Source organism: Lysinibacillus sp. 1 U-2021 (genome assembly GCF_029916965.1).
Taxonomy (GTDB): Bacteria; Bacillota; Bacilli; order Bacillales_A; family Planococcaceae; genus Lysinibacillus; species Lysinibacillus capsici.
Window position 1 is genome coordinate 726,422 of sequence record NZ_CP123966.1, and the last position, 22,552, is coordinate 748,973.

At 37.9% G+C, this 22,552-nt stretch carries 20 protein-coding genes; 12 read left to right on the plus strand and 8 right to left on the minus strand.

Annotated features, from left to right (window positions below; all coding sequences use genetic code 11):
* The first annotated feature begins 115 nt into the window (after positions 1-115).
* Positions 116-2,389 (plus strand): S9 family peptidase, encoded by a 2,274-nt coding sequence (locus QH639_RS03865; protein ID WP_281115666.1) that lies wholly within the window; start codon positions 116-118, stop codon positions 2,387-2,389.
* Between the two features lie 54 nt (positions 2,390-2,443).
* Here QH639_RS03865 and QH639_RS03870 read toward each other — a convergent pair whose 3' ends face one another.
* A complete protein-coding gene (locus QH639_RS03870) occupies positions 2,444-3,814 on the minus strand; it encodes an aminotransferase-like domain-containing protein (protein WP_281116181.1) in 1,371 nt (456 codons plus the stop codon).
* A gap of 122 nt (positions 3,815-3,936) precedes the next feature.
* Here QH639_RS03870 and QH639_RS03875 point away from each other — a divergent pair, with 122 nt between their 5' ends.
* From QH639_RS03875 to QH639_RS03925, 11 genes are all read left to right on the plus strand, one after another.
* The gene (locus QH639_RS03875) at positions 3,937-4,854 is read left to right on the plus strand and encodes a DMT family transporter (protein ID WP_237898654.1); all 918 of its coding nucleotides are present in this window, start codon (positions 3,937-3,939) and stop codon (positions 4,852-4,854) included.
* A gap of 52 nt (positions 4,855-4,906) precedes the next feature.
* Complete coding sequence (locus QH639_RS03880; protein ID WP_054549560.1) at positions 4,907-5,140, plus strand: glutaredoxin family protein; 234 nt, start codon at positions 4,907-4,909, stop codon at positions 5,138-5,140.
* 261 nt (positions 5,141-5,401) lie between these two features.
* Complete coding sequence (locus QH639_RS03885; RefSeq protein WP_004228055.1) at positions 5,402-5,524, plus strand: hypothetical protein; 123 nt, start codon at positions 5,402-5,404, stop codon at positions 5,522-5,524.
* 175 nt (positions 5,525-5,699) lie between these two features.
* Complete coding sequence (locus QH639_RS03890; protein ID WP_131521143.1) at positions 5,700-6,752, plus strand: sugar-binding transcriptional regulator; 1,053 nt, start codon at positions 5,700-5,702, stop codon at positions 6,750-6,752.
* A gap of 126 nt (positions 6,753-6,878) precedes the next feature.
* A complete protein-coding gene (gene gap, locus QH639_RS03895; RefSeq protein ID WP_004228061.1) occupies positions 6,879-7,895 on the plus strand; it encodes a type I glyceraldehyde-3-phosphate dehydrogenase in 1,017 nt (338 codons plus the stop codon).
* Between the two features lie 537 nt (positions 7,896-8,432).
* The gene (locus tag QH639_RS03900) at positions 8,433-9,617 is read left to right on the plus strand and encodes a phosphoglycerate kinase (protein WP_237898652.1); all 1,185 of its coding nucleotides are present in this window, start codon (positions 8,433-8,435) and stop codon (positions 9,615-9,617) included.
* A gap of 19 nt (positions 9,618-9,636) precedes the next feature.
* The gene (gene tpiA, locus QH639_RS03905; protein ID WP_048390882.1) at positions 9,637-10,398 is read left to right on the plus strand and encodes a triose-phosphate isomerase; all 762 of its coding nucleotides are present in this window, start codon (positions 9,637-9,639) and stop codon (positions 10,396-10,398) included.
* Positions 10,391-11,932, plus strand: coding sequence for a 2,3-bisphosphoglycerate-independent phosphoglycerate mutase (gpmI, locus tag QH639_RS03910; protein WP_131521145.1), 1,542 nt, complete (start codon positions 10,391-10,393; stop codon positions 11,930-11,932). The genes tpiA and gpmI overlap by 8 nt, the downstream gene beginning before the upstream one ends.
* A 2-nt stretch (positions 11,933-11,934) precedes the next feature.
* Positions 11,935-13,227 (plus strand): phosphopyruvate hydratase, encoded by a 1,293-nt coding sequence (eno, locus tag QH639_RS03915; RefSeq protein WP_004228070.1) that lies wholly within the window; start codon positions 11,935-11,937, stop codon positions 13,225-13,227.
* Positions 13,228-13,414: 187 nt separating this feature from the next.
* Entirely contained in the window at positions 13,415-13,678 is a 264-nt protein-coding gene (locus tag QH639_RS03920) for a site-specific integrase (protein WP_281116182.1), read from the plus strand.
* Positions 13,679-14,018: 340 nt separating this feature from the next.
* Entirely contained in the window at positions 14,019-14,546 is a 528-nt protein-coding gene (locus tag QH639_RS03925) for a DUF6241 domain-containing protein (protein ID WP_237898650.1), read from the plus strand.
* A gap of 300 nt (positions 14,547-14,846) precedes the next feature.
* On the opposite strand, the gene dltD is transcribed toward QH639_RS03925, so the two are convergent.
* The 7 genes from dltD to QH639_RS03960 form a co-directional block, all read right to left on the minus strand.
* Positions 14,847-16,022 carry a D-alanyl-lipoteichoic acid biosynthesis protein DltD gene (gene dltD, locus QH639_RS03930; protein WP_281115667.1) on the minus strand — a complete coding sequence of 392 codons (1,176 nt, stop codon included), beginning with the start codon at positions 16,020-16,022 and terminating at the stop codon, positions 14,847-14,849.
* Positions 16,019-16,252, minus strand: a complete 234-nt coding sequence (dltC, locus tag QH639_RS03935) for a D-alanine--poly(phosphoribitol) ligase subunit 2 (RefSeq protein WP_016994756.1) — start codon at positions 16,250-16,252, stop codon at positions 16,019-16,021. The genes dltD and dltC overlap by 4 nt, the downstream gene beginning before the upstream one ends.
* Before the next feature lie 42 nt (positions 16,253-16,294).
* Positions 16,295-17,458, minus strand: a complete 1,164-nt coding sequence (dltB, locus tag QH639_RS03940; protein ID WP_131521148.1) for a D-alanyl-lipoteichoic acid biosynthesis protein DltB — start codon at positions 17,456-17,458, stop codon at positions 16,295-16,297.
* Positions 17,455-18,930 carry a D-alanine--poly(phosphoribitol) ligase subunit DltA gene (gene dltA / locus QH639_RS03945; RefSeq protein ID WP_281115668.1) on the minus strand — a complete coding sequence of 492 codons (1,476 nt, stop codon included), beginning with the start codon at positions 18,928-18,930 and terminating at the stop codon, positions 17,455-17,457. The genes dltB and dltA overlap by 4 nt, the downstream gene beginning before the upstream one ends.
* Positions 18,931-18,947: 17 nt before the next feature.
* Positions 18,948-19,085, minus strand: coding sequence for a teichoic acid D-Ala incorporation-associated protein DltX (locus QH639_RS03950; protein WP_004228095.1), 138 nt, complete (start codon positions 19,083-19,085; stop codon positions 18,948-18,950).
* Positions 19,086-19,365: 280 nt separating this feature from the next.
* Positions 19,366-21,012, minus strand: a complete 1,647-nt coding sequence (locus QH639_RS03955) for an alkaline phosphatase (protein WP_131521150.1) — start codon at positions 21,010-21,012, stop codon at positions 19,366-19,368.
* A gap of 148 nt (positions 21,013-21,160) precedes the next feature.
* Complete coding sequence (locus tag QH639_RS03960) at positions 21,161-22,408, minus strand: transglutaminase domain-containing protein (protein WP_131521151.1); 1,248 nt, start codon at positions 22,406-22,408, stop codon at positions 21,161-21,163.
* Between the last annotated feature and the right edge of the window lie 144 nt (positions 22,409-22,552).

A 22,552-nucleotide genomic window follows, 5' to 3' on the forward strand; every position in this document is an offset into this window, starting at 1 on the left:
CTTTCATTTTGGCTGAATAAAAAAACTCTCAATTATTGACAATAATGCTAGAATTGCTATAATTTAAATATATCGACAATCGATATAACGTAAACTGATATAGGGAGGAATCATTTTGAAAAAAAGATTTTTATCTGCATCGTTAGCAATCATTTTAACAACCTCTGTGGTTATTCCTGCAACCATGCAAGATGTTCGTGCTGCCAATGAAACAAATAGCGGCGTAATAGCACAAGAAGAACGTGTATCAGCGCAGGAATTTTTGAATTTAGCTGTAACAACTTTAACATTCCAGCACGGCTCAGATTCAATGCGTCAACAAATTATTGATAAATGGGTAAAGGCTGGAGAATTCACAGATTTAAGTTTGACTATTAAACGTGAAGAAGTGGCTCGTATTTTAGTTAGAGCTTTAAATAAAGAAGAAAAAGAGACTTCACTTGCTGAGTATTTAGAGAAGGCCAATAAGATTGGTGTATTTAATGGTTTATCATTAAATTCAGAAGCAATTTCAAAACCAGATGCAGTAAAAATTTTAAACAATGCAAAACAAATAAAAAATGGTTCTAATCATGAAGGTGTAAAGGAAATTTCAGTTGAAGACTTTATGAAAAATCCTGGAAATTTCGGTTATGAACTTTCGCCAGATGGCAATTACATTACTTTTTCTTCTGCTTGGGAGAATAGATCCAATGTTTTCGTGAAAAAGATGAATGATGATAGTGAGCCTGTTCGTGTTTCGAATTCAAAAGATCGGGACGTTGCAGGATTTTTCTGGAAGGATAATGCTTTACTCTACGTAAAGGATAAAGGTGGAGATGAAAACTTCCATATTTATTCTACAACATTTAATGGCTCTGAGGAAAAAGATCTAACGCCATATCCAAACGTCACAGTTGGGATATTAAGTGGCCTACAAGGTGTTAAAGATGAAATACTTATCATGATGAATAAGGAAGATGCAACAGTTTTTGATGTCTACAAGTTGAATGTAAAGACTGGGGAAACAACTCACGTTGCAAAAAATCCGGGTAATATTACGAGCTGGCTAGCAGATCGCAATGGAAATGTACGAATTGCTGTAGCCTCAGATGGTGTGGAAGGAACGATTCTTTATCGAGATTCTGAAAAGGATGAATTCAAGCCATTTATTGAAATGGAAGCTGGAGATGAAGTAATGCCACTAGCTTTCTCAAAAGACAATCAATACATTTACGCTACATCTAACAAAGGTAGAGACAAAGTAGAAGTTGTGAAATACGACTTAAAAGGTAATGAAGAAGTAATTATGTCTAATGATCAGGTAGATGTTTCGGGTGTCTTATATAGTGCCGAACACGATAAATTGCTATATGGTGCATATATAACAGATAAAACACATTACCAATTCTTTGACGAGAACTTTGAAAAGCTTTTCCGTAAAATTCAAAGTAAGCTGAATGTGCATGAAAGTGAGCTTGGTATCAATGATTACAATAAAGAAATGACAAAATTTATTGTGAGTGTTTCAAGTGATACTGTCTATGGAAAATATTATTATTACGATTCTACGACAGATGAATTAACCGAGTTGGCCACTTTAAGCCCTTGGTTAAATCCGAATGAACTTGCCGAAATGCATCCAATTTCATATAAGAGCCGAGATGGCTTAACGATTAATGGCTATTTAACTTTACCGAAAAATAAAGAAGCAAAAGATCTCCCTCTTATTGTCAATCCTCATGGTGGGCCTTGGGCACGTGATATGTGGGGCTTCAACCCAGAAGTACAATTATTAGCTAATCGTGGCTATGCAGTGCTACAGGTGAATTTCCGTTCATCAACTGGATATGGTAAAGAATTCCTTCAGGCTGGTAATAAGCAATGGGGTCTGAAGATTCAAGATGACATCACTGATGGTGTCCAATGGGCAATTGACCAAGGCATTGCAGACCCTGATCGCATCGGTATTTATGGGGCATCATTTGGTGGTTATGCAACATTAGCGGGTATTACGTATACACCTGATTTATATGCTGCTGCAGTTGATTATGTCGGGGTATCTAACATATTTACATTATTAAATACCATCCCTCCTTACTGGGAAACTATGCGTAACATGTTTTATGAGCGCGTAGGTCATCCAGAGAAAGACAAAGAATTGTTAACTGCTGTTTCACCAGTTTTCCATGCAGATAAAATCAAAACACCATTATTTGTCGCACAAGGAGCAAATGACCCACGTGTAAACAAAGCAGAATCCGATCAAATTGTGGAAGCCTTACGCGCTAGAGGTGTGGATGTAGAGTACATGCTAAAAGATAATGAAGGACATGGCTTTGCCAATGAAGAAAATAGAATTGAATTCTATAATGCCATGGTAAAATTCTTCGATAGTCATTTAAAATAATTTAAAACGAAAGGCATTGATGTGTAGCTTGCTCACAATCAATGCCTTTTTTTATTACAATAGGTGAATGGGCTTTGGATAGCGCATTTTACGTTCAAATGATGAAATGCACAGTGCTAGTTGCTCGATACCAGTATAAATTAATGGTTCATCTACCTGAGAAATACTTAAACGAATAAGATTATCCTTTTTAAATTCTGGTAGATACATTCTAGCAGCGTCATCCATCAATATATTTTTTTCCTTTAATAAATGAACCACCTGCCTAGCACTTACATTATCAGGAAGAACAATGGAAAGATAAAAGCCTGATACTGGTTTCGTATAGTTAGTAGAGGTGGGAAGTAATGATTCGCAAGCCTCCTGTAAAACGCTCATTTTTCTTACATAAAGCTCTTTAATCTTTTTAATATGACTATTAAACATACCGCTTTTTAAATAAATGTCTAAGGCACCCTGCGAGAGCACAGAGCTATTGAAATCAGCACTAAATTTATAACGTAGAAAATGATTTGTCATTATAGTGGGAAGGACGACTGTCGCTACTCTTAAACCCGGTAGAAATACCTTTGAAAAGCTTTTAATATAAATAACCCTGCCAGTGGGATTAAAAGAAAAAAACGGATCCGCTTTTTTATTAGGATCTAAATCTCCTAAAAAATCATCCTCCACAATATAAACATCATATTTTTCTGCTAATTCCACAATCTTTCTTTTTTCGTCATTTGTATAGCTATGACCAAGAGGATTATGGAATCTCGGCACAGTATAAAAAAACTTAATGTCATTATTGCGAAAAATATAGTCAAGACGATCTAAATCAATGCCCTCCATTGTTAAATCAATCCCAAAAGTTGTAGCTTGTTGCAGATGGACAGATTCTATAAAACCAAAATAGGTAGGCTGTTCTATTAATATATTATTTTTACCATTCGGAAAAGGCATTGCCGCTAGTAAATGTAATGCTTGCTGTGAGCCCGAGACAACAAATAATCGATCAGGTTCAGTAAAGACCTGTAAGTCCTGTAGATACTTAGCCAATTGTACACGCAGCGAGTAAAGCCCTTGCTGATCACTATAACTAAATAATTCTTCTTTATATGTGTCAATAGCTTGATTGATGCAATGCTGAAATTCAATATAGGGCATAATGCTTTTGTCTGGGCCAGCTGATAAAAAATCAATAACTTGTTGGTTTGTAGTTGGTTGCTCTATGTTATTCACAACATAATAGCCACTTTTGGGTTTGGAAAAAATAAGATGCTCCTTTTCTAATTCATTATACGCTCTTATCACTGTATTTTTACTGCAGGAAAATTGCTCAGACAGTTGTCGAACGGAAGGTAGTTTACTGCCTGCAAGGAGCACACCATTAGCAAGCTGCTCTTTAATGTCCTCTACAACCTCTAAATATTTTGCAATCATCATCTTTCCTCCTTTATCTGTACCAGGACAGTTGGTAGAAAATTCTGTTTATTTTTGAGGTAGTGCCACTTACTATGGATTATACCAGGGACAGATGGAGAGGAAAATGGAAGGATGAGAACATGCAGGATAAAAGAAAAGAAAAAATAGGTTTGCTGTTAGGATTTGTGGGCGTAATTTGCTTTAGTCTAACGTTACCCGCAACAAGTACAGCTGTACCATATTTTGGAGCGACAATTGTAGGATTGGGGAGAGCTGTCATTGCGGCGTTCATCGTCGCCATTGTTTTACTTGTAAGAAAAGAAAGACTACCGACTGCTAGACAATTTAAAAGCTTGATAATAGTATCTTTTGGGGCTGTATTAGGGTTTCCTTTACTTACATCTTGGGCAATGACAAGGTTACCAGTTTCTCACGGAGCGGTAGAATTAGCACTTTTACCTTTAGCGACTGCGGGCTTTGCTCTATTCAGAGCAGGTGAACGTCCCTCATTTAAGTTTTGGTTATCGAGTGTTATTGGGGCTATAGCCGTTATTATATATGCTAGCTTTTTAGGCTTAGGCCAATTACATATGGCAGATCTAGCATTATTAGCAGCAGTTGTAATATTAGGTCTTAGCTATGCAGAAGGAGGACAGTTAGCGAAGGAATTAGGGAGCTGGCAGGTGATTGCTTGGGCTATTTTGATGGCGGCTCCCTTTTTTATTGTCCCCGTCATTTCTAATTTTTCCTTGGAAATGCTACATGCCCCTCTTACAGCGTGGGTTAGCCTGTTATATTTAGCTGTTGTCAGTCAGTTTTTAGCATATGTTGCTTGGTATGGGGGAATGGCTTTAGGAGGTATTGCAAGAGTTAGTCAGATCCAATATTTACAGCCATTTTTAATGATTCTTTTTGCTACGCTATTTTTAAATGAATCCATCTCTTGGTTTACGATCGTCGTGGCAATGATTGTTGTGATTTCCGTCATTGTTGGCAAAAATACAACCATTACAAAGAAGGATGCTAAGACAGCTCAAATAAACATCATCAAAGAATAGTAGCCATTTCTTCATTGCCACATCGTTTATAATAAAGGAGGAGGTGCTATCTATGAAAATTAAATTTTTTAGTCGGGCGAATTGTCCTTTATGTGTAGAAGGGCTACAGACATTAAAGCTTGTTCAGGAAGATGTTCTATTTGATATTGAAATAATTGATATAGAGCAGGATGATCGTATACATGAAAAATATATGCTAATGATTCCGGTTGTTGAAAAAGAGGGTGTCGTCATTCAGTATGGTCATTTAGATTATGCCACGTTAATGGAGCGATTAGGCAGTTAATCTACTGAAAGTATAAAGAGTTATTAACGGTATAAATGACTTTATTATTAGCTGTCATTCTCACAATTCACAAATTGTTCAATGAAAGCGGTTTGAATTTGAACAGTTTGTGAAGACCTTCACATTAGACTTTCTTTTCCTAAAAATCGGAGTAGAATAGGTATCAAGTAAGAAGTTGTTATAAAACAGTTTAGCGAATGTATCACAAATTTTAGTGGTTGTTATATTACAAAAATGAATGATGTGAAGGGAGATTTTACAATGTGGGTTATTACAGTATTTGAGAAAAAGGACGTTCGTATTTTTGAATTTACAAATAAAACTGAAGCAACAAAAGCTTTAGAAGGTTTTAAAAAGAACGCAATTTTATCTTTCACTAAATAAGTTCAACAAAGTCTTGTAGCTGTTTTTAGAGCTATGAGGCTTTTTTTTATCCAGAACAATACAACTACTTGCACTTTAAAACAATGCATATTATAATAAAAGCATAAGTGGGACACAAAATAATTAAGTGGGTTAAAAATGAACCCACCACTATTAATTAGGGGAGTAGATAGATATGTTAACTGTTCCAGAGGCACAGCAAAGGCTACTTCCTGAAATGTATCCGCTTCTGCAAGCAAGATATCGAATATTGCAAGCCGTTCAACTCATGCAACCAATCGGACGACGTACACTAGCTGATTCACTGAAAATGACAGAAAGAGAAATACGCAAAGAAACTGATATTTTACGTGAACAAGGGTTATTAGATGCGCAAAAGTCGGGTATGGTATGTACAGATGATGGTGAAATAGTCATTGAAAAATTAAGAACCATCGTTTATGAATGGTCTGGTTTAACCCAGCTTGCAAAAGTGCTTGAAAGCCACTTTGGCATCCAACGTGTAGTCGTAGTTCCTGGTGATTACAATGAGGATCATACAATCCTAAGCATGCTAGGCAAAGAAGCAGCCTTGCAATTTATGTCGGCTGCTTTTGATGAGCAAGTTGTAGCTGTCACTGGTGGAAAATCTGTTGCCTCACTTGCGCAGTTTTTACATCCTTTAGACGGACAAAAGGATATCACTTTTGTAGCTGCACGCGGGGGGATTGGACATGAAATGCAAATGCAGGCCAATACACTTGTTGCAACATTTGCCATGCAAATGGAAACACAATACCGTACTTTATTTTTACCAGAGCATTTAAGTGAGCAAGCTTATCAAGCGATGCTAACAGAGCCTATGGTAACAGAAATGATGGCCTTCTATGATCAAGCAGATTGCGTCATTCATGGGATTGGCTCTGCAGAGGAAATGGCGATTCGTCGTAACTCATCTCCTGAGGATTTGCGAATTCTTGAGGAAAAAGGCGCTGTGAGTGAGGCTTTCGGCTATTATTTCAATGCAGACGGAGAAATAGTACATCGTATACGCACAATTGGTATCCAGCTTGAGCAGGTACAAAACAGTGAGCAGGTCATTGCAGTTGCAGCAGGAAAACAGAAGGTCAATGCAATGCTTTCTTATTTCAAAGTAGCACCTAAGCAAACCATATTTGTAACAGATGAAGCAGCGGCCAAAGCAATTGCTGCTAAAATATCTTCTATAGAAAATAAGCATCTTGAATGATGGCAAAGTTGTAAACATGTCACTCGATCTCAGAAAGTGCTTAAGCATTTTTTGAATGAGCATAAAGTAAATTTTGATGTCTCTATTCATAGAGACAGACATCACACATTATTGGAGGAATTAACAATGGCATTAAAATTAGCGATTAATGGATTTGGACGTATTGGACGTTTAGTATTTCGTGAGGCAATGAAGCATGATGAATTTGAAGTAGTAGCCGTAAACGACTTAACAGATGCTGGTCAGCTTGCGCACTTATTGAAATATGATTCAGTACACGGTATCTATGATGCTGAAGTCAATGCAGATGAAGATTCTTTCGTAGTAAATGGTCAACGTGTAAAAGTATATGCTGAAAAAGATCCTGCACAATTACCATGGGGTGAATTAGGCGTAGATGTAGTGCTTGAATGTACTGGTCGATTCCGTTCAATGGAAGAAGTAGGCAAGCATATTGAAGCAGGGGCGAAAAAAGCGATTCTATCGGCACCAGCAAAAGGCGCAATGCCTACATTTGTTATGGGTGTAAACCATGAGGATTATAACCCAGCAACTGATGATGTGATCTCCAATGCTTCTTGTACAACTAACTGTCTAGCACCAGTAGCTAAAGTGCTTGATGAGAAATTTGGCATTGAACGTGGTATGATGACAACAATTCACTCTTATACAAATGACCAACGAATTCTAGACTTCCCACACTCTGACCCTCGTCGTGCACGAGCTGGAGCGGTATCTATGATTCCAACAACAACAGGTGCAGCAGTAGCTGTATCAAAAGTATTGCCACAATTAAAAGGTAAGCTAGATGGTTTCTCTATGCGTGTGCCAACACCTAACGTATCATGTGTTGACTTAGTTGTAGAGCTAAAAGCAGATGTATCGAAAGAAACGATTAATGCAGCATTAAAAGAAGCTTCTGAAAATGAATTAAAAGGCATTTTAGATTACAATGAGCTACCATTAGTATCAATTGATTATAACGGTAACCATTATTCTTCTACGGTAGATGGCCTTTCAACAATGGTGTTAGAAAACAAAATGGTGAAGGTTTTAGCTTGGTATGATAACGAAATTGGTTACTCTACTCGCTTAATGGACCTAGCTTTATACATTGCTGAACAAGGCTTAAACCATAAATAAGTATCATATTTCGACATTTTGAGTAAAAAGTGTGACATATTACTGCTTTTTATGCACAAAAAGTATAGCCTTTATAATATCGAATAGATATAATATACAAGGGTATTGGGAGTAAGGGATAACCCTTACTCCTTTTTTTCTAGATTCAGCAGAAAACGCCCACCTCTATAGGTGGTGAGATGAACACACAAATTACTCTCTTGATTCATTAGTGTCCAATCACCGACTGAAACAAGAAGATAAAAGCCTCAGCGAATGTCACAGATTTTGAAGAGGAGCAAGTTCGAAAAAAATCTGGAGGCAATTACGCAGTGGCGTAATTGATACATGTTGATGCAAGACATCGCAGTTAACTTTTGCTACTATAAAAACAAGTATTAGGGTTCATTATCAAAAGTTGGAGAATCCTACTTACACGAGATAGTGATGCTGAAAAAGTACCAAAATGACTTTTCAATTTAGTAAGCATGGTGTAGAGCCAAGATGGGTAAAACACAAGAGTGTAAGACTAAAACGAACTTTGAAGGGAGTTTCTTCATGTTAAATAAGAAAACAATGAAAGATATTGATGTTAAGAGTCAACGCGTTTTTGTACGTGTAGATTTTAATGTACCAATGGCAGACGGTGCTATTACAGATGAGACGCGTATTCGTGCAGCTATTCCTACAATTGAGTATTTAGTAGAACAGGGTGCTAAAGTTATTCTAGCTTCTCACTTAGGTCGTCCAAAAGGTGAAGTAAAAGAAGATATGCGTTTAACAGCTGTTGGCATTCGCTTAGCAGAATTAATGGGCAAGCCTGTTACGAAGCTTGATGAATCCATTGGGCAAGCAGTGGAAGAAGCCGTTGCAAACATGCAAGATGGAGACATTCTACTGCTTGAAAACGTACGCTTCCATGCTGGCGAAGAGAAAAATGATCCAACATTAGCACAGCAATTTGCTCAGCTAGCAGATATTTATGTTAATGATGCTTTTGGTGCAGCCCACAGAGCCCATGCTTCTACAGAAGGAATTGCTAAGCATATTCCAGCTGTATCTGGATTCTTAATGCAAAAGGAATTAGATGTACTTGGTAAGGCATTGTCTAACCCTGAGCATCCGTTTACAGCCATTATTGGTGGTGCCAAAGTAAAAGATAAAATTGGTGTTATTGAAAGCCTCTTAGAAAAAGTAGATCACTTAATTATCGGTGGTGGTTTATCCTTTACCTTTATTAAGGCACAAGGCCACGATATCGGTAAATCATTGCTAGAGGAAGATAAAATTGAGCTAGCAAAGTCCTTTATTGAGAAGGCAAAAGCAAAAGGTGTGCAATTACATATGCCAGTCGACGCTGTTGTGGCAAATGAATTTTCACAGGATGCTGAAACACAAATCGTTGATGTAGATGCTATTCCAGCTGATTGGATGGGTCTAGATATTGGACCTAAAACGGCTGCAAACTATGCAGAAGTTATCAAAAACTCTAAATTAATCATTTGGAATGGACCAATGGGTGTCTTTGAAATGGACAAATTTGCAAACGGCACAAAAACAGTTGCTGATGCAATGGCAACAACAGCTGGCTACACAGTAATCGGTGGCGGTGATTCAGCTGCAGCAGTTGAAAAATTTGAGGTAGCAGATAAGATGGATCACATTTCTACAGGTGGTGGTGCTTCCTTAGAATTAATGGAAGGCAAAGAGCTTCCAGGGATTGTAGCACTAAACGATAAATAAGCTAATCGGAGGCAAAATAATGCGTAAACCAATTATTGCAGGTAACTGGAAAATGTTTAAAACATTTGAAGAGGCTATTCAGTTTGTAGATGCTGTACAAGAAAAACTTCCTTCCAATGACAAAGTAGATGCTGTTATTTGCGCACCAGCTCTTTACCTACCTACACTTGTACAAGTTGCTAGTGAGTCAGAGCTGGCAATTGGTGCACAAACTATGCACTATGAAAATGAAGGTGCTTTTACGGGTGAAATTAGTCCAGCGCAGCTAGCAAGTGTGGATGTTGACTATGTCATTTTAGGACACTCTGAACGTCGCGAATACTACAATGAAACAGATGAAGCGATTAATAAGAAGGTAGCTGCAGCACTTGCACATACTATCGTACCTATTATTTGCTGTGGCGAAACACTCGAAGAACGTGAAGCAGGCACAACAGAGCAAAAAGTGGCAGGCCAAATTAAAGCGGCACTTGCTGGGTTTGAAGCACAGCAAGTAGAGCATATGGTCATTGCGTATGAACCGATTTGGGCGATTGGTACTGGTAAAACGGCTACGGCAGACGATGCAAATCAAGTATGCGGAGCGATTCGAGCAGTAGTAGAAGAGCTATATAATGCTGAAACTGCGAATGCTGTGCGTATTCAATATGGTGGCAGTGTTAAGCCTGATAACATTCAGGAGCTTTTATCGAAAGAACATATTGATGGTGCTTTAGTTGGTGGAGCAAGCTTACAACCAGAATCTTATTTAACATTATTGGAGGCGGCAGCAAATGCCTAAAAAGCCAGTAGCATTAATTATTTTAGATGGCTTTGCATTTCGAGATGAAACATTCGGGAATGCAGTAGCACAGGCCAATAAGCCTAATTTTGATCGATATTGGCATCAATTTCCTCATGCGACATTAACAGCAGCGGGAGAAGCCGTTGGATTACCTGAAGGACAGATGGGGAATTCTGAGGTGGGGCACTTAAATATCGGTGCAGGACGTATCGTCTATCAAAGCTTAACACGCTTAAATAAATCTATTCGTGATGGAGATTTCTTCACGAATCAAGCCTTTTTAGATGCAGTAGCACATGTGAAAGCTCATCAGTCAAAGCTACATGTTATGGGCTTATTATCAGACGGTGGTGTTCATAGTCATTATGAGCATATGTTTGCACTATTAAAGCTAGCTAAACAGCAGGGATTAGAGGAAGTTTATGTACATGGCTTCTTAGATGGTCGTGATGTTGGTCCAACAACAGCATTAGACTATATCGAAGAAACGGAAAAGCAAATGGCTGAAATAGGCATAGGGCAATTTGCTTCCATACATGGACGTTACTACGCTATGGATCGTGACAAGCGTTGGGATCGTGTTGCACTTACGTATAATGTATTGGTAGATGGTGTTGGCCAAGCAGCAGAGAGTGCTAAAAGTGGTGTAGCAGCATCCTATGAGCGTGAAGTAACCGATGAATTTGTCATCCCATTTAGCATTCAAGAGCATGGTGAGCCAGTAGCAACAATTGGCGATCATGATGCAGTGATTTTCTTTAACTTCCGTCCCGATCGTGCCATTCAGCTGTCAACAGTTTTTACAAATGAAGCATTCGATGGCTTTGCTATATCTGCAAATCATCCAAAGAATTTAAAATTTGTGTCCTTCACCCACTATAGTGATGAAGTCAACGCACAGGTTGCTTATGAAAATGACAACTTGAAAAATACAATTGGTGAAGTATTAGCGACGAATGGGAAAACACAGTTGCGGATTGCGGAAACTGAAAAATATCCACATGTTACATTCTTTATGAGTGGTGGACGTGAGGAAAAATTCCCTGGTGAGGAACGTATTTTAATTGCTTCTCCAAAGGTGGCGACATACGATTTAAAACCTGAAATGTCTGCCTATGAGGTGACAGAAGCCTTACTTGCAGAAATTGCGGCTGAAAAATTTGATGGCATTATTCTTAACTTTGCCAACCCTGATATGGTTGGTCATAGTGGAATGCTGGAGCCAACAATTAAAGCCATTGAAGCAGTAGATGAATGCTTAGGGAAAGTAGTAGACGCACTCCTTGCAAAAGGTGGCGCAGCTATTATTACAGCTGACCATGGCAACTCTGATGAAGTGTTAACTTTAGCAGGTGAGCCAATGACAGCTCATACAACAAATCCTGTTCCAGTAATTGTGACAAAATCAAATATAATGTTAAGAAATGGTGGTATTTTAGCCGATTTAGCGCCAACCATGTTAGAATTATTAGAGGTGTCACAGCCTACTGAAATGACAGGACAATCATTAATTGAAAAAGAGGAGAATTAATTATGCCATTTATTACACAAGTTTATGCGCGCGAAGTTTTAGACTCACGTGGGAACCCAACAGTAGAGGTTGAAGTATTTACAGAATCAGGCGCATTTGGCCGCGCAATCGTACCATCAGGTGCATCAACAGGTGAATACGAAGCGGTAGAATTACGCGATGGTGACAAATCTCGTTACCTAGGCAAAGGTGTATTAAAAGCAGTTGAAAATGTAAACACAATTATTGCGGAAGAATTAGAAGGTAACTATTCTGTTCTTGATCAAGTAGTCATCGACAAAGCTTTAATCGAGCTAGATGGCACAGAAAACAAAGGCAAGCTTGGTGCCAACGCAATTCTAGGTGTATCCATGGCAGTTGCACATGCTGCGGCAGATTATTTAGATGTACCTCTTTATCAATATCTTGGTGGGTTCAATTCTAAGCAATTACCAGTACCAATGATGAACATCCTAAACGGTGGTGCTCACGCAGATAACAATGTTGACATTCAGGAATTCATGGTTATGCCTGTTGGTGCAGAATCATTCCGTCATGCATTACGTATTGGCGCGGAGATTTTCCATAGCCTAAAAGCTGTTCTAAAAGCAAAAGGCTACAACACAGCAGTAGGTGATGAAGGTGGTTTCGCACCAAACCTTGGCTCTAACGAAGAAGCAATTACAGTGATCTTAGAAGCGATTGAAAAAGCAGGCTACAAACCAGGTGACGAAGTGAAACTTGCAATGGACGTAGCATCCTCTGAACTATTCAATAAAGAAGATGGCAAATACCACTTAGATGGTGAAGGTGTTGTCAAAACTTCTGAAGAAATGGTGGATTGGTACGAAGAGTTAACAAATAAATACCCAATCATTTCAATTGAAGATGGCTTAGATGAAAACGACTGGGCTGGACACAAGCTATTAACAGACCGTATCGGCAAACGCGTACAATTAGTAGGTGATGACCTATTTGTAACAAATACGAAAAAGTTATCAGCAGGTATTGAGCAAGGTGTAGGCAATGCAATCCTGATCAAAGTAAACCAAATCGGTACGTTAACTGAAACATTTGAAGCAATCGAAATGGCCAAACGTGCAGGCTACACAGCGGTTATTTCTCACCGTTCTGGTGAATCAGAAGATGCGACAATTGCTGATATCGCTGTTGCAACAAATGCTGGTCAAATTAAAACAGGTGCTCCATCACGTACAGACCGTGTAGCTAAATACAACCAACTTCTTCGCATCGAAGATCAACTTGGTTCAACTGCAGAGTATCTTGGTTTAAATTCATTCTATAACTTAAAATAAGTATTTGATTGAAGAGAAAATGGTTTGAACTTAGTAAAATACAGCTGTTATCTTTGAACCATGTTGTACATTTAACAACCTCTGATTTATAAGTGTAATAAAACACTTGTAGATTGGAGGTTTTTTCGTGCTTATTAAAGATTTATTGAAGGAATTTACATTCGAATTACAGATTAAAAATTAGTCAATCAGAACAACAGAAACTTATAACTACAATACAACTCACTTCATTCAATATCTGGACGAGTTTCATAAGATGAATGAAATGGAAGACATTTCTACAGTTCATGTAAAAAAATATATGCAACATCAATTAAATCTTGGTAAAAATGCGACTTACATTAATACTGTAATTAAATCGTTGAGGTCGTTTTACACGTATTTGGTGGCGGAAGAATATGTCACATTAAACATCATGGCACGCGCCGAATCGTTGTGTGATGAAAGGTAGGCACATTATCGTAACATTATTCAGACCCTTGGAGGGAGTCGCAAAACAAAAACGTTATGTACCTTGCAAAATGCTAGATATCTCAGCAGAGGTACTCTCCTCTATAGAGAGCACCTGTGACGGATTAACGCATACAAAATTGTATTAGTTGTATTTAAATATAGAACGCAATTTTGCATTGGTTAACATGCTGTATACAAAGTATATACCATTATCTACGAACAGTGTTCGTACTATAGTCATTGAACACTCTGTTATTATTATCCTAATTACATAATATAAACCAATACATAATTACATAATGATATAATGATATAAATTACAATGAGGAGTTAATAACATGAAGAGAAAAACAAAATCTGCAATTGTTATCATTGCAATATTGATAATTTTTGGAGGGATTTTTGGTTACATTAAATCCACCGAACAAATGGAAAAAACTGTTGCCAAAAAAGAAAGAGCCACTATTGTTGTTGACGGAGTAGCGCTTGAAGATAAAAAAGTTACAAAAGAAGAATTGCTTTATCCTGACAATTTAATAGAAAGCAAAGTAAATGAAACCATCCATAGCATGTCTCACCAAAAAGTGAAAGCTGCTTCTCAATGGGGTCGTGAGCGAATAACACAAGAAAAAGTTGACCGATTGTTAACTGTAGTTAAAATGAACGATTATAAATATAAAGATCTTTACATTTCAATATTAGAAAGATGGTCGAAAGGTGACTTTTCAAACGCCGTTGACGACCATAACAAAATTTGGGAATTGCAAGGTGGCGATGACACAACAAATTCAGGAAGAGCAACTCGTTTATTATCGCCCGAGGAAGAAGAGCAGTATATTGAACAATTTTACACAGATGAAAAATAGGTGAATTTTTAAATTGTATGCAAATTTTTCTGTTTGTTACCATTAATATTTATTACACAAAATCCACCAATTACTAGGATACAAAAACATTATCGGTGGAGGGTTTTATTTATGAACGAAGAAAGAAGCGGCACGAGCAGGCCAATACGGTGCAGGTTTCAACATCGTAGCACAAGAGGTAAGAATGCTTTTTAGTGTGACAGCTATAGCAAGATAAGTGAACAAATGGCGCTTTACATAAAAGGCGTCTTACGATAATAAGAAAGGACAGTCTACTATATTAGACTGTCCTGACTATTATTATGGCTGAGCCCAATGCTGATCTAGTTCATGATCGAGATAGACCCAGCCCTTCCAGGCAAGATGAATTGTATCCATTATAAAATAAGGATCATATTCATGATCTGAAAAATCAACATAAGCAACCCTTGAATCCTGTAATACTTGCTCCATTTTATCGTAATACTTTTGACGACGATCCTCAGGATAGCCATTATAATCATACCAATAGCCATTAACTGGAATGGAGACGAATAGTGGCTTCGCACCTGCATCCTTTAAAACATCTATCACGAGTTGGAAATCCTCATATTCAGGAGAGTTTGTATAATCCTCTTTTTTTCGTATATCTTTAAACGTTGAAAATTTAGCATTTACAAGTCGTTGATAGGCGCGATCTTCAATCATATAGTCATTGGATACACGCTTCTCCCCATATGCCTCTGCATGCTGCAATTGTTGCTCAAAGCTTTGATTGGCAATGAGCTTGTCATTACTTTTTAATGCATGACCTTTACGTGGGAAAAGGGAATAATATAAGTCCTTCTTTTCTAGTAACTCCTTGTGGAAACGCCCCGCGACCATAGCCATACGTCCAGTAATTGGTTTTTCCTTGCCGTTAGACATTTGATATTGATACATGGTCTTTAAGAGGCGATCTCGTTTGACAGTATCAAATTCTAGTAGGCGCTCCATTGCTCTTTTACGAAGGTTGGCATCCATTTCCTGATTAAAGGCTAAATCATAAGCATGTAACATGGAATAATTCGGTGAAAAGTGAAATTCACCCATGCCCTTCTCTGTAAACCACTGCGGGGAGATGATAAAGACCACTTTTTTATCCTTTAAATTCTTTTCTTGTGCTGCAAAATTCAAGAAGTGGGTAATGGACTGCATGCCTCCACGCCCAATCATAAATGTCGAATACGGAGCATCAGTTGCTCGCGTATAATTGTATGGATGGAACGGATCAAAACGGTTTAATTCCGAGGAGCCATAAAGTGGCATGGAATTAGGCTCCTGCAACATGCGCTCCTGTAAATAGGTGCCCTGAAATACAAGTGGAGACATGTTCGTTTTGGCTTGCTCCACATCCTCATTGGATATCCATGCATTAATCCAAGCATTAGGAAAAAAGACAAAGCCAGTAAAAAGAGCACATGCAATAAATAAAGAAAGAAAGCCTTTTTTGATCATTGTCTTTCAGCTAATTTCCCTGCAATTCGATTAGGCGTATTCCATTCTTCACGATTGAAATCAGTAATAGGGACAGAAATATTAAAACGATTTTCAATTTCGACTAGTAAATTAATTGTTCCAAACGAATCTAGTAAACCTTCTTCAAATAAATCAATATCTGGGTTTTCTACAATAATTTCATCTTCACATAACTCGACTAGCATTTCTAAAACTTGTTGTTGATCCATTAATAATTCTCCTTTAGTGAACAGGCTCTTACAGCCCTTTGTTTAAAATAATGTGCCAGAAAAAATATAGAAGCCGAAGCATACAGCATGAAACGTAATAATTACGCCAATAGCATGCGTCCATTTATTTTTTGGCCAACGCTTATGCTTTTTATTCCAGCGTTCAAATTTATCAAAGCTGATAATCAATAGGGCATGATAGAGTCCATAGACCACAAAGTGCCATTCCAGACCATGCCAAATACCCATTAAAAAGAATAGTAAAAAGAAGCCTATATACGAAATAGCAAATTTATTTTTTAGCCATTTTTTCTTTGTCATCCAAAGGACAAAGCGCATATAGACATAATCCCTAAACCAGAAGGAAAGGCTCATATGCCAACGATTCCAAAAATCTTTAATATTACGGCTGGCGAATGGGCGATTAAAGTTAATTGGTGTTTGGATACCCATTAGTCTGCTCACACCAACAGCAAATGCACTATAGCCAGCAAAATCAAAGAATAAGTAAAAGCTATACATATACATATACGCTAGCTGCCCCTGAAAAGGTGTCAAATAGTTATACGTATGGTTAGGCAAATAAATAAGCGTGTAGTTGTAAATTAAATAAGCCAAAATAAACTTATATAAAAAGCCGACAAAAATATAATTAATGCCACTCAATAGCAGCTTTTGGTAATCTCCCGAGGAAGGTACGGTATGAAAATCCTTTGTAAAACGACGCCAACGATCAATAGGTCCCGATGATACGGTAGGAAAGAATAATAAGAAATAGACTAGCTCTACTACAGAAATTTTCTCTTTCATCAAGCCATCACGGGTTTCTAAAATCATTTGTACCGCTTTAAACGTAATGTAGGACACACCAAGGAAGCCAAATACATGATGTAACCCGAGAATTGGCAAAACCTTCACAAGAATCAGGGGTAATATGGATAAAAGCACTGCTATTATAAAAATGGTACCGCTATTTTGCTGAAGTCGGTAACGCTGATAAGCCACAATAAGTACAACCTGAAAGACAGTAAATAGTACGAGCGAGATCGTCCCGTTTAATGAATGTCCGAAGATTAATGCTAAGACAATGACCGATACAAAAAGATTATAACGTTTCGAAGATTTGCCTCGTAACCCTAAGAGGATGGTAGGTAATAATAAAAGTCCGATGATCACAAAAAATGCTATATTTCCATAAGGCGTCATACTGTCTCCATAACCGCCAATCCTTTACGATCTACCTTACCATTTGGATTTAGTGGTAAAGCGTCCATATATTTAAATGTTTTCGGTATCATATAGGCAGGTAAGTACGCCGATAAAAGAGCCTTCAATTGCTTTGTTGTTTTAAAAGCAGCGTCTGTTAATGGCTCACGTAAAACAATATGGGCACTAAGAGAAATGATTTCCTTCTCTTTATAAACAGGTACAACAACACAGCTTGAAACAGGTGGCAGGTTACTGATTTGTTTTTCAATCTCTTCAATCTCAAGACGGTAGCCATGTAATTTCACTTGGAAATCCTTACGACCTGAAAAGAACAAATAACCATCCTGCTCATAGCCTATATCACCCGTTTGATAGATGCGATCGCCATTAACGATCGGAAAAGCTTTAGCTGTTAATTTAGGCGCTCCCAAATACCCGGCACTAACGGTTGGCCCTGAAATAATAATTTCTCCATCCTCGGCTACAGATACGTTTGGCTCCGTTATAGGGGCAATCGGTAATTGTTCGAAGCGTGCTACTAGCTCTTTCGACACCTTTACATAGGATACAGCGACGGTTGTTTCCGTAGGACCATATAAATTATAAATTGTTGCCTGTGGAAAACGGAACATCAACTCGTTACATACCGCTATCGGTAAAACCTCTCCGCAAAATAAAAAAGTATCCAACCTAGGCATGAGTTTTTGATCCCATTCTTTGTTCATCAAACACATCTTGGCAAAAGAAGGTGTAGAAGTCCATACACGAGTATTTGACGTCGCTAAAGAATCAAACAAGGCTTTTGGATTAGCAATTTCTTGCTGTGTAATCGCATAAAGTGTGTGTCCACCTACAAGAGCTGGGTAGAGATCCATAACAGATAAATCAAAGGAATAAGGTGCTTGATTTAAAAATACGCCGTCTTGCTGTAAAGGGAAGTGTTCCTGCATCCACCTAACAAAGTGTGTTAGATTACTAGCTGTTATTTGTACCCCTTTTGGTTGACCTGTTGAACCAGAAGTGTAAATAATATAATGGATATCCTCATCTCGAACCCATGTTGCGGATGATAGGATCACGTCCTTTGAGGAGGCATCCAGAATATCATGCACTGCCATAACTGGCAGGTTCAACGGCATCTGTAATAGCTCTGTTGTCAATACTAAACCTGCTCCAGAAGCTTCTGTAATGACCTGTAATCTTTCGGATGGTGTTGACGAATCAACAGGTACATATGGATGGCCAGCCTTTACAGCTCCGATAAACGCAACAATTTGTAGGGGGGACATATGTCCATAAATGACTATAGGTTGTTGTCTCCGCAACTTAAGCTTCATTAAATAATCGGCAAGACGATCTGATAAATGCCAAAGCTCACTATAAGTTAAGGAGGCATTGTGTGTCTGATAAGCAGTTTTTTGTGGCTGCTGGAGGGCCACACGTTCAATAGCTGCCAAAATACTTAACATATTTTAATCTCCTTTATTTAAAATTCCGTATATATAAATGGTCCAGCGTTCATATCATGGAAGCCATGTATAAGAAACAGCAGTACCAAAACAATCAAATAAAACAGCGTGAAGCCAATGAAGCGTAAATACTCATTATTCTTGATGGATTGCATTTGTCCACCTCCAATGAAAAAAAGTATAGGATTAAACTTTCAAAAAAATAGTAATTTACTAGTTAAAAATCCTTACCTTATGTTTTTAACACTGATTTGACGGAATGTGGAGAAAAATGTTGCTGAATTAAGATGAATTCAGTAAATCATAAGATTAATTTAAGGTAAATTTAAGGTTTTGGGGGGATATGTAGAGTTTACAAATTATTGGCTGGTTTACTTATGTAAAAAAAGCACGAACATAAGGGAATAATCTCAACTTATGTTCGTGCTATTATTTTTATTTCACTTCATTAATAACTTTTTTAGATACATAAAATTCAGAGCCATTGTAGACATTGATTGTATCAAATGTATGAGTCTTTGCCGTGTTTGAGGAAGTTTGTTCATACGTCATCGTGTTTTTGTTGACTGGAATTTTCACTGTGATATCTGCTTTTTGTGCAATAAATGTTGGGTTTTCTTTATCCGATAAGTCAATTTTTGTTGTAAATCCTTTTTCCGTAAATGCCTTCGTTGCAGGCACATATAAATCATTTGTTAATGTGTTTAAGTCAAAGCCCATAAAGCGTGCCATTGTATGGGCTAAATCAGTGTTTTCTACTAATCCTGTCAATTTAGAAGGACCAAATGAATATAAGAATACATCTTCCCCCGTATGACCACCTGTTGTATAACCAATGTTTGCACGATTGGCTAGCATTTTTACCATTTCATTGCCTAAGTCTTTAGCAGACTGTAATGTTTTAAGCTCGTCCTCCGTTAATGAATCTAAGCCATAAAGAGCAGCGACCTCAACTAAATTAGAGCGATCTTCTTTTAGTTGGCTTAAAGCTCCTTCAATGGTCATTGTAGCTTTTTTTAACGGGTCGATGTAGGCAGAAACTGGAATGCTGGAATAGGTACTAGTAGTGTTAGCGTTCCCCATCGTAATGCCACTATTTCCATGATCAGTTACTGCGATGACTAAAGTATTACCATCTTCCTTCGCAAAATCAACCGCTTCTTTCACTGCATCATCGAATGATAAAATATCGCTAATGATACCAATAGTATCATTGGCATGTGCAGCCCAGTCAACCTTACTACCTTCTACAAAGAGGAAGAAGCCATCCTCATCCTTTTTCAGCGTATTGATTGCTTTATTTGTCATTTCAGCAAGTGTAGGCTCAGATGCTCTTGTTTTAGCACGATCTAAATCATAAGCAAGTGCACTTGGCGCAAAGCTTCCCCAAATTTTTGAGGATTGACTGTTAAATAGCTCATCGCGCGTTTTAACGAGATCATAATTTTTTTCATTCAAAACCTTGATTAAATCCTCGCCATCTTGACGAGCATTTTTCGATGTGCCTGGTGATAGTGATTCCAGACCACCGCCTAAGACAACATCAATATTTTGATAAACCTGCTGCTCTGCTATATCCCCATATTGACTTCTATTGTTGACATGGGCAGAAAAACCAGCAGGTGTAGCATGTTGAATTTCGGAAGTAGAAATTAATCCAGTGGCCATACCTTGCTGCTTAGCTCCTTCTAGCACATTGGCTACAGGTCGGAAGGCATCTTCCTTAGCGATTTGGGCTAATCCAGGGGAGTTGATCACAGAGGGCAGCACACCTATATATTTATCGTTCGATTTATGCCCAGTTGCTAATGCTGTCGCAGCTGGTGCAGAATCAGTAATGGCAGATTCAGCAGAATATGTGCGCATAGCACCCGATAAAATTTCATCCATTGCTAGGCTTTCACCTTTATACCAGCGAGAAAGAGTGACAGCATTATTACTGCTACCATCCATCACAAGCATAATGACATTCGTCGGTTTCTTTACTTCGGCTGCATGTACCTCTTGCTGTGGGATACTAACTGCGGATAAAGTCACTGCACTTGCTAAGAACAATGAAGTCCATTTTTTTGCGTATTTCATGATTTTCCTCCTTTAGGTGAATTCAATTGTAAGTGTAAAGGAATGGTGTAAAGCTAGCGTTAAAGGTTTGTTAATGGAATATGGTAATTATGTAAATATTGGGGAAGGAAAGAATCTGTGTAAAAGTCACACAGATTCTTTTGGGGCATTATAAATTTTCCTGATGTTGTGCGCCATCAATTGTTTCATAATATAAAATGTCTTCTTCAATGTACAAGTTGAGGACTTCATCTTCAAGCAAGACTTCTTCCGAACCGTCCTGGACATTTATTTTTGTTAAATAACCAGCATTGTCATAGTCACTGCAATAAATGGAATCATCATAAGTAGCTAAATAATAGCATGCCGTTTCTGTAATTTGATTGTTTTCATTTGTGTCTAAATTATAAGAATAGACCATATTATCATTGATACTATTATAATAAATCACATCGTCCACAGTATTGGCATACCACATATCATGCATAAAATCATAATTGTTATTTGTAGCAGTAAAATAATTTTCATTTACCCATAAATGATCTTGTCTTAGTTTTTCATCACTGACTAAAAAGTATTCATAGGAAATCGCATAAGGCTCCGCTGAATCCACGTCATTCCACGTTGTATCAAGATGATACCAATTGCCATCGATACTGACTAAATTCCAAGCATGCAGCTGATCCTCACTATAGCCATATACGTATTTCGCTTCTACATCTGAAGCTAATAGTAGGCGATAAGCTAGTAGAGCATAGGCTTGACATACCGCAGTTTCCTCGTCTATCAGCTCAAAAACCGTCTGTCCCTCAGTAGAGCCTTGTTCTGTATAAGTGGCTAACTGTACGACCGTATCATTAATGATTTTAGCACGTTCAAAATCTGTCATATCTGTCGTAATATACTGGTCAGCAAAAGCCTCTACATATTGATCGACCTTTTGCTCCTTTTTGGCATCTGTTAAGTAATCAATCGACAACTCTACCAAATAGCCATTATCTATTTCCCAAGCCGTCCATTCATAAGTAAGAAAATAACCAGCTGTATAGGGATCGACGAAGGAAAGCAGGCTATTTAAGTCATTCAGCTGCACCTCAAAATCTTCGAAGTTTAGCTTCCCAGTATAAGGGACTTCAAAGTGCTGTTCAAACTTTGCTACTTGTTTTTCAACTTTTTTAGTGAATTGTAGTAAGGCAGGATCATCCTTAAATAATGAGGTTGAGAAAAGATCATTAGGTGAAAAAGAGGCAGATAGCGCTTTACTTTCTGGTTTCTTCATATCATTCTCTGTATCTTCTGCTAAGGTTGTAGTTGTTACATCCTCTTCCTCAAGAAGTAGGTCAATGGCCTTTGAGCATGCCGTAAGAAAGGGAATCATGCAGCATAGTACTAGCAGCGCTGTTATTTTTTTATTCATTTTCCCACCCTCCAAAAAAAGTTCATTTTTGCCATTATAATTTAATTTATTGGGAGTGACATCCACAAATAGTAGCATAAGTCGACAAGGGTGGAAGTATGAGGCGGAGAATTTCCAGCAAAACATAAAGCGAAGTTTGTCATC

Excerpts from the sequence above, each read along its gene's own strand:
- QH639_RS03870 (WP_281116181.1), bottom strand. The coding sequence starts at position 3,814 with ATGATTGCAAAATATTTAGAGGTTGTAGAGGACATTAAAGAGCAGCTT.
- QH639_RS03875 (WP_237898654.1), top strand. The coding sequence starts at position 3,937 with ATGCAGGATAAAAGAAAAGAAAAAATAGGTTTGCTGTTAGGATTTGTG.
- QH639_RS03880 (WP_054549560.1), top strand. The coding sequence starts at position 4,907 with ATGAAAATTAAATTTTTTAGTCGGGCGAATTGTCCTTTATGTGTAGAA.
- QH639_RS03885 (WP_004228055.1), top strand. The coding sequence starts at position 5,402 with ATGTGGGTTATTACAGTATTTGAGAAAAAGGACGTTCGTATTTTTGAA.
- QH639_RS03890 (WP_131521143.1), top strand. The coding sequence starts at position 5,700 with ATGTTAACTGTTCCAGAGGCACAGCAAAGGCTACTTCCTGAAATGTAT.
- gap (WP_004228061.1), top strand. The coding sequence starts at position 6,879 with ATGGCATTAAAATTAGCGATTAATGGATTTGGACGTATTGGACGTTTA.
- QH639_RS03900 (WP_237898652.1), top strand. The coding sequence starts at position 8,433 with ATGTTAAATAAGAAAACAATGAAAGATATTGATGTTAAGAGTCAACGC.
- tpiA (WP_048390882.1), top strand. The coding sequence starts at position 9,637 with ATGCGTAAACCAATTATTGCAGGTAACTGGAAAATGTTTAAAACATTT.
- gpmI (WP_131521145.1), top strand. The coding sequence starts at position 10,391 with ATGCCTAAAAAGCCAGTAGCATTAATTATTTTAGATGGCTTTGCATTT.
- eno (WP_004228070.1), top strand. The coding sequence starts at position 11,935 with ATGCCATTTATTACACAAGTTTATGCGCGCGAAGTTTTAGACTCACGT.
- QH639_RS03925 (WP_237898650.1), top strand. The coding sequence starts at position 14,019 with ATGAAGAGAAAAACAAAATCTGCAATTGTTATCATTGCAATATTGATA.
- dltD (WP_281115667.1), bottom strand. The coding sequence starts at position 16,022 with ATGATCAAAAAAGGCTTTCTTTCTTTATTTATTGCATGTGCTCTTTTT.
- dltC (WP_016994756.1), bottom strand. The coding sequence starts at position 16,252 with ATGGATCAACAACAAGTTTTAGAAATGCTAGTCGAGTTATGTGAAGAT.
- dltB (WP_131521148.1), bottom strand. The coding sequence starts at position 17,458 with ATGACGCCTTATGGAAATATAGCATTTTTTGTGATCATCGGACTTTTA.
- dltA (WP_281115668.1), bottom strand. The coding sequence starts at position 18,930 with ATGTTAAGTATTTTGGCAGCTATTGAACGTGTGGCCCTCCAGCAGCCA.
- QH639_RS03950 (WP_004228095.1), bottom strand. The coding sequence starts at position 19,085 with ATGCAATCCATCAAGAATAATGAGTATTTACGCTTCATTGGCTTCACG.
- QH639_RS03955 (WP_131521150.1), bottom strand. The coding sequence starts at position 21,012 with ATGAAATACGCAAAAAAATGGACTTCATTGTTCTTAGCAAGTGCAGTG.
- QH639_RS03960 (WP_131521151.1), bottom strand. The coding sequence starts at position 22,408 with ATGAATAAAAAAATAACAGCGCTGCTAGTACTATGCTGCATGATTCCC.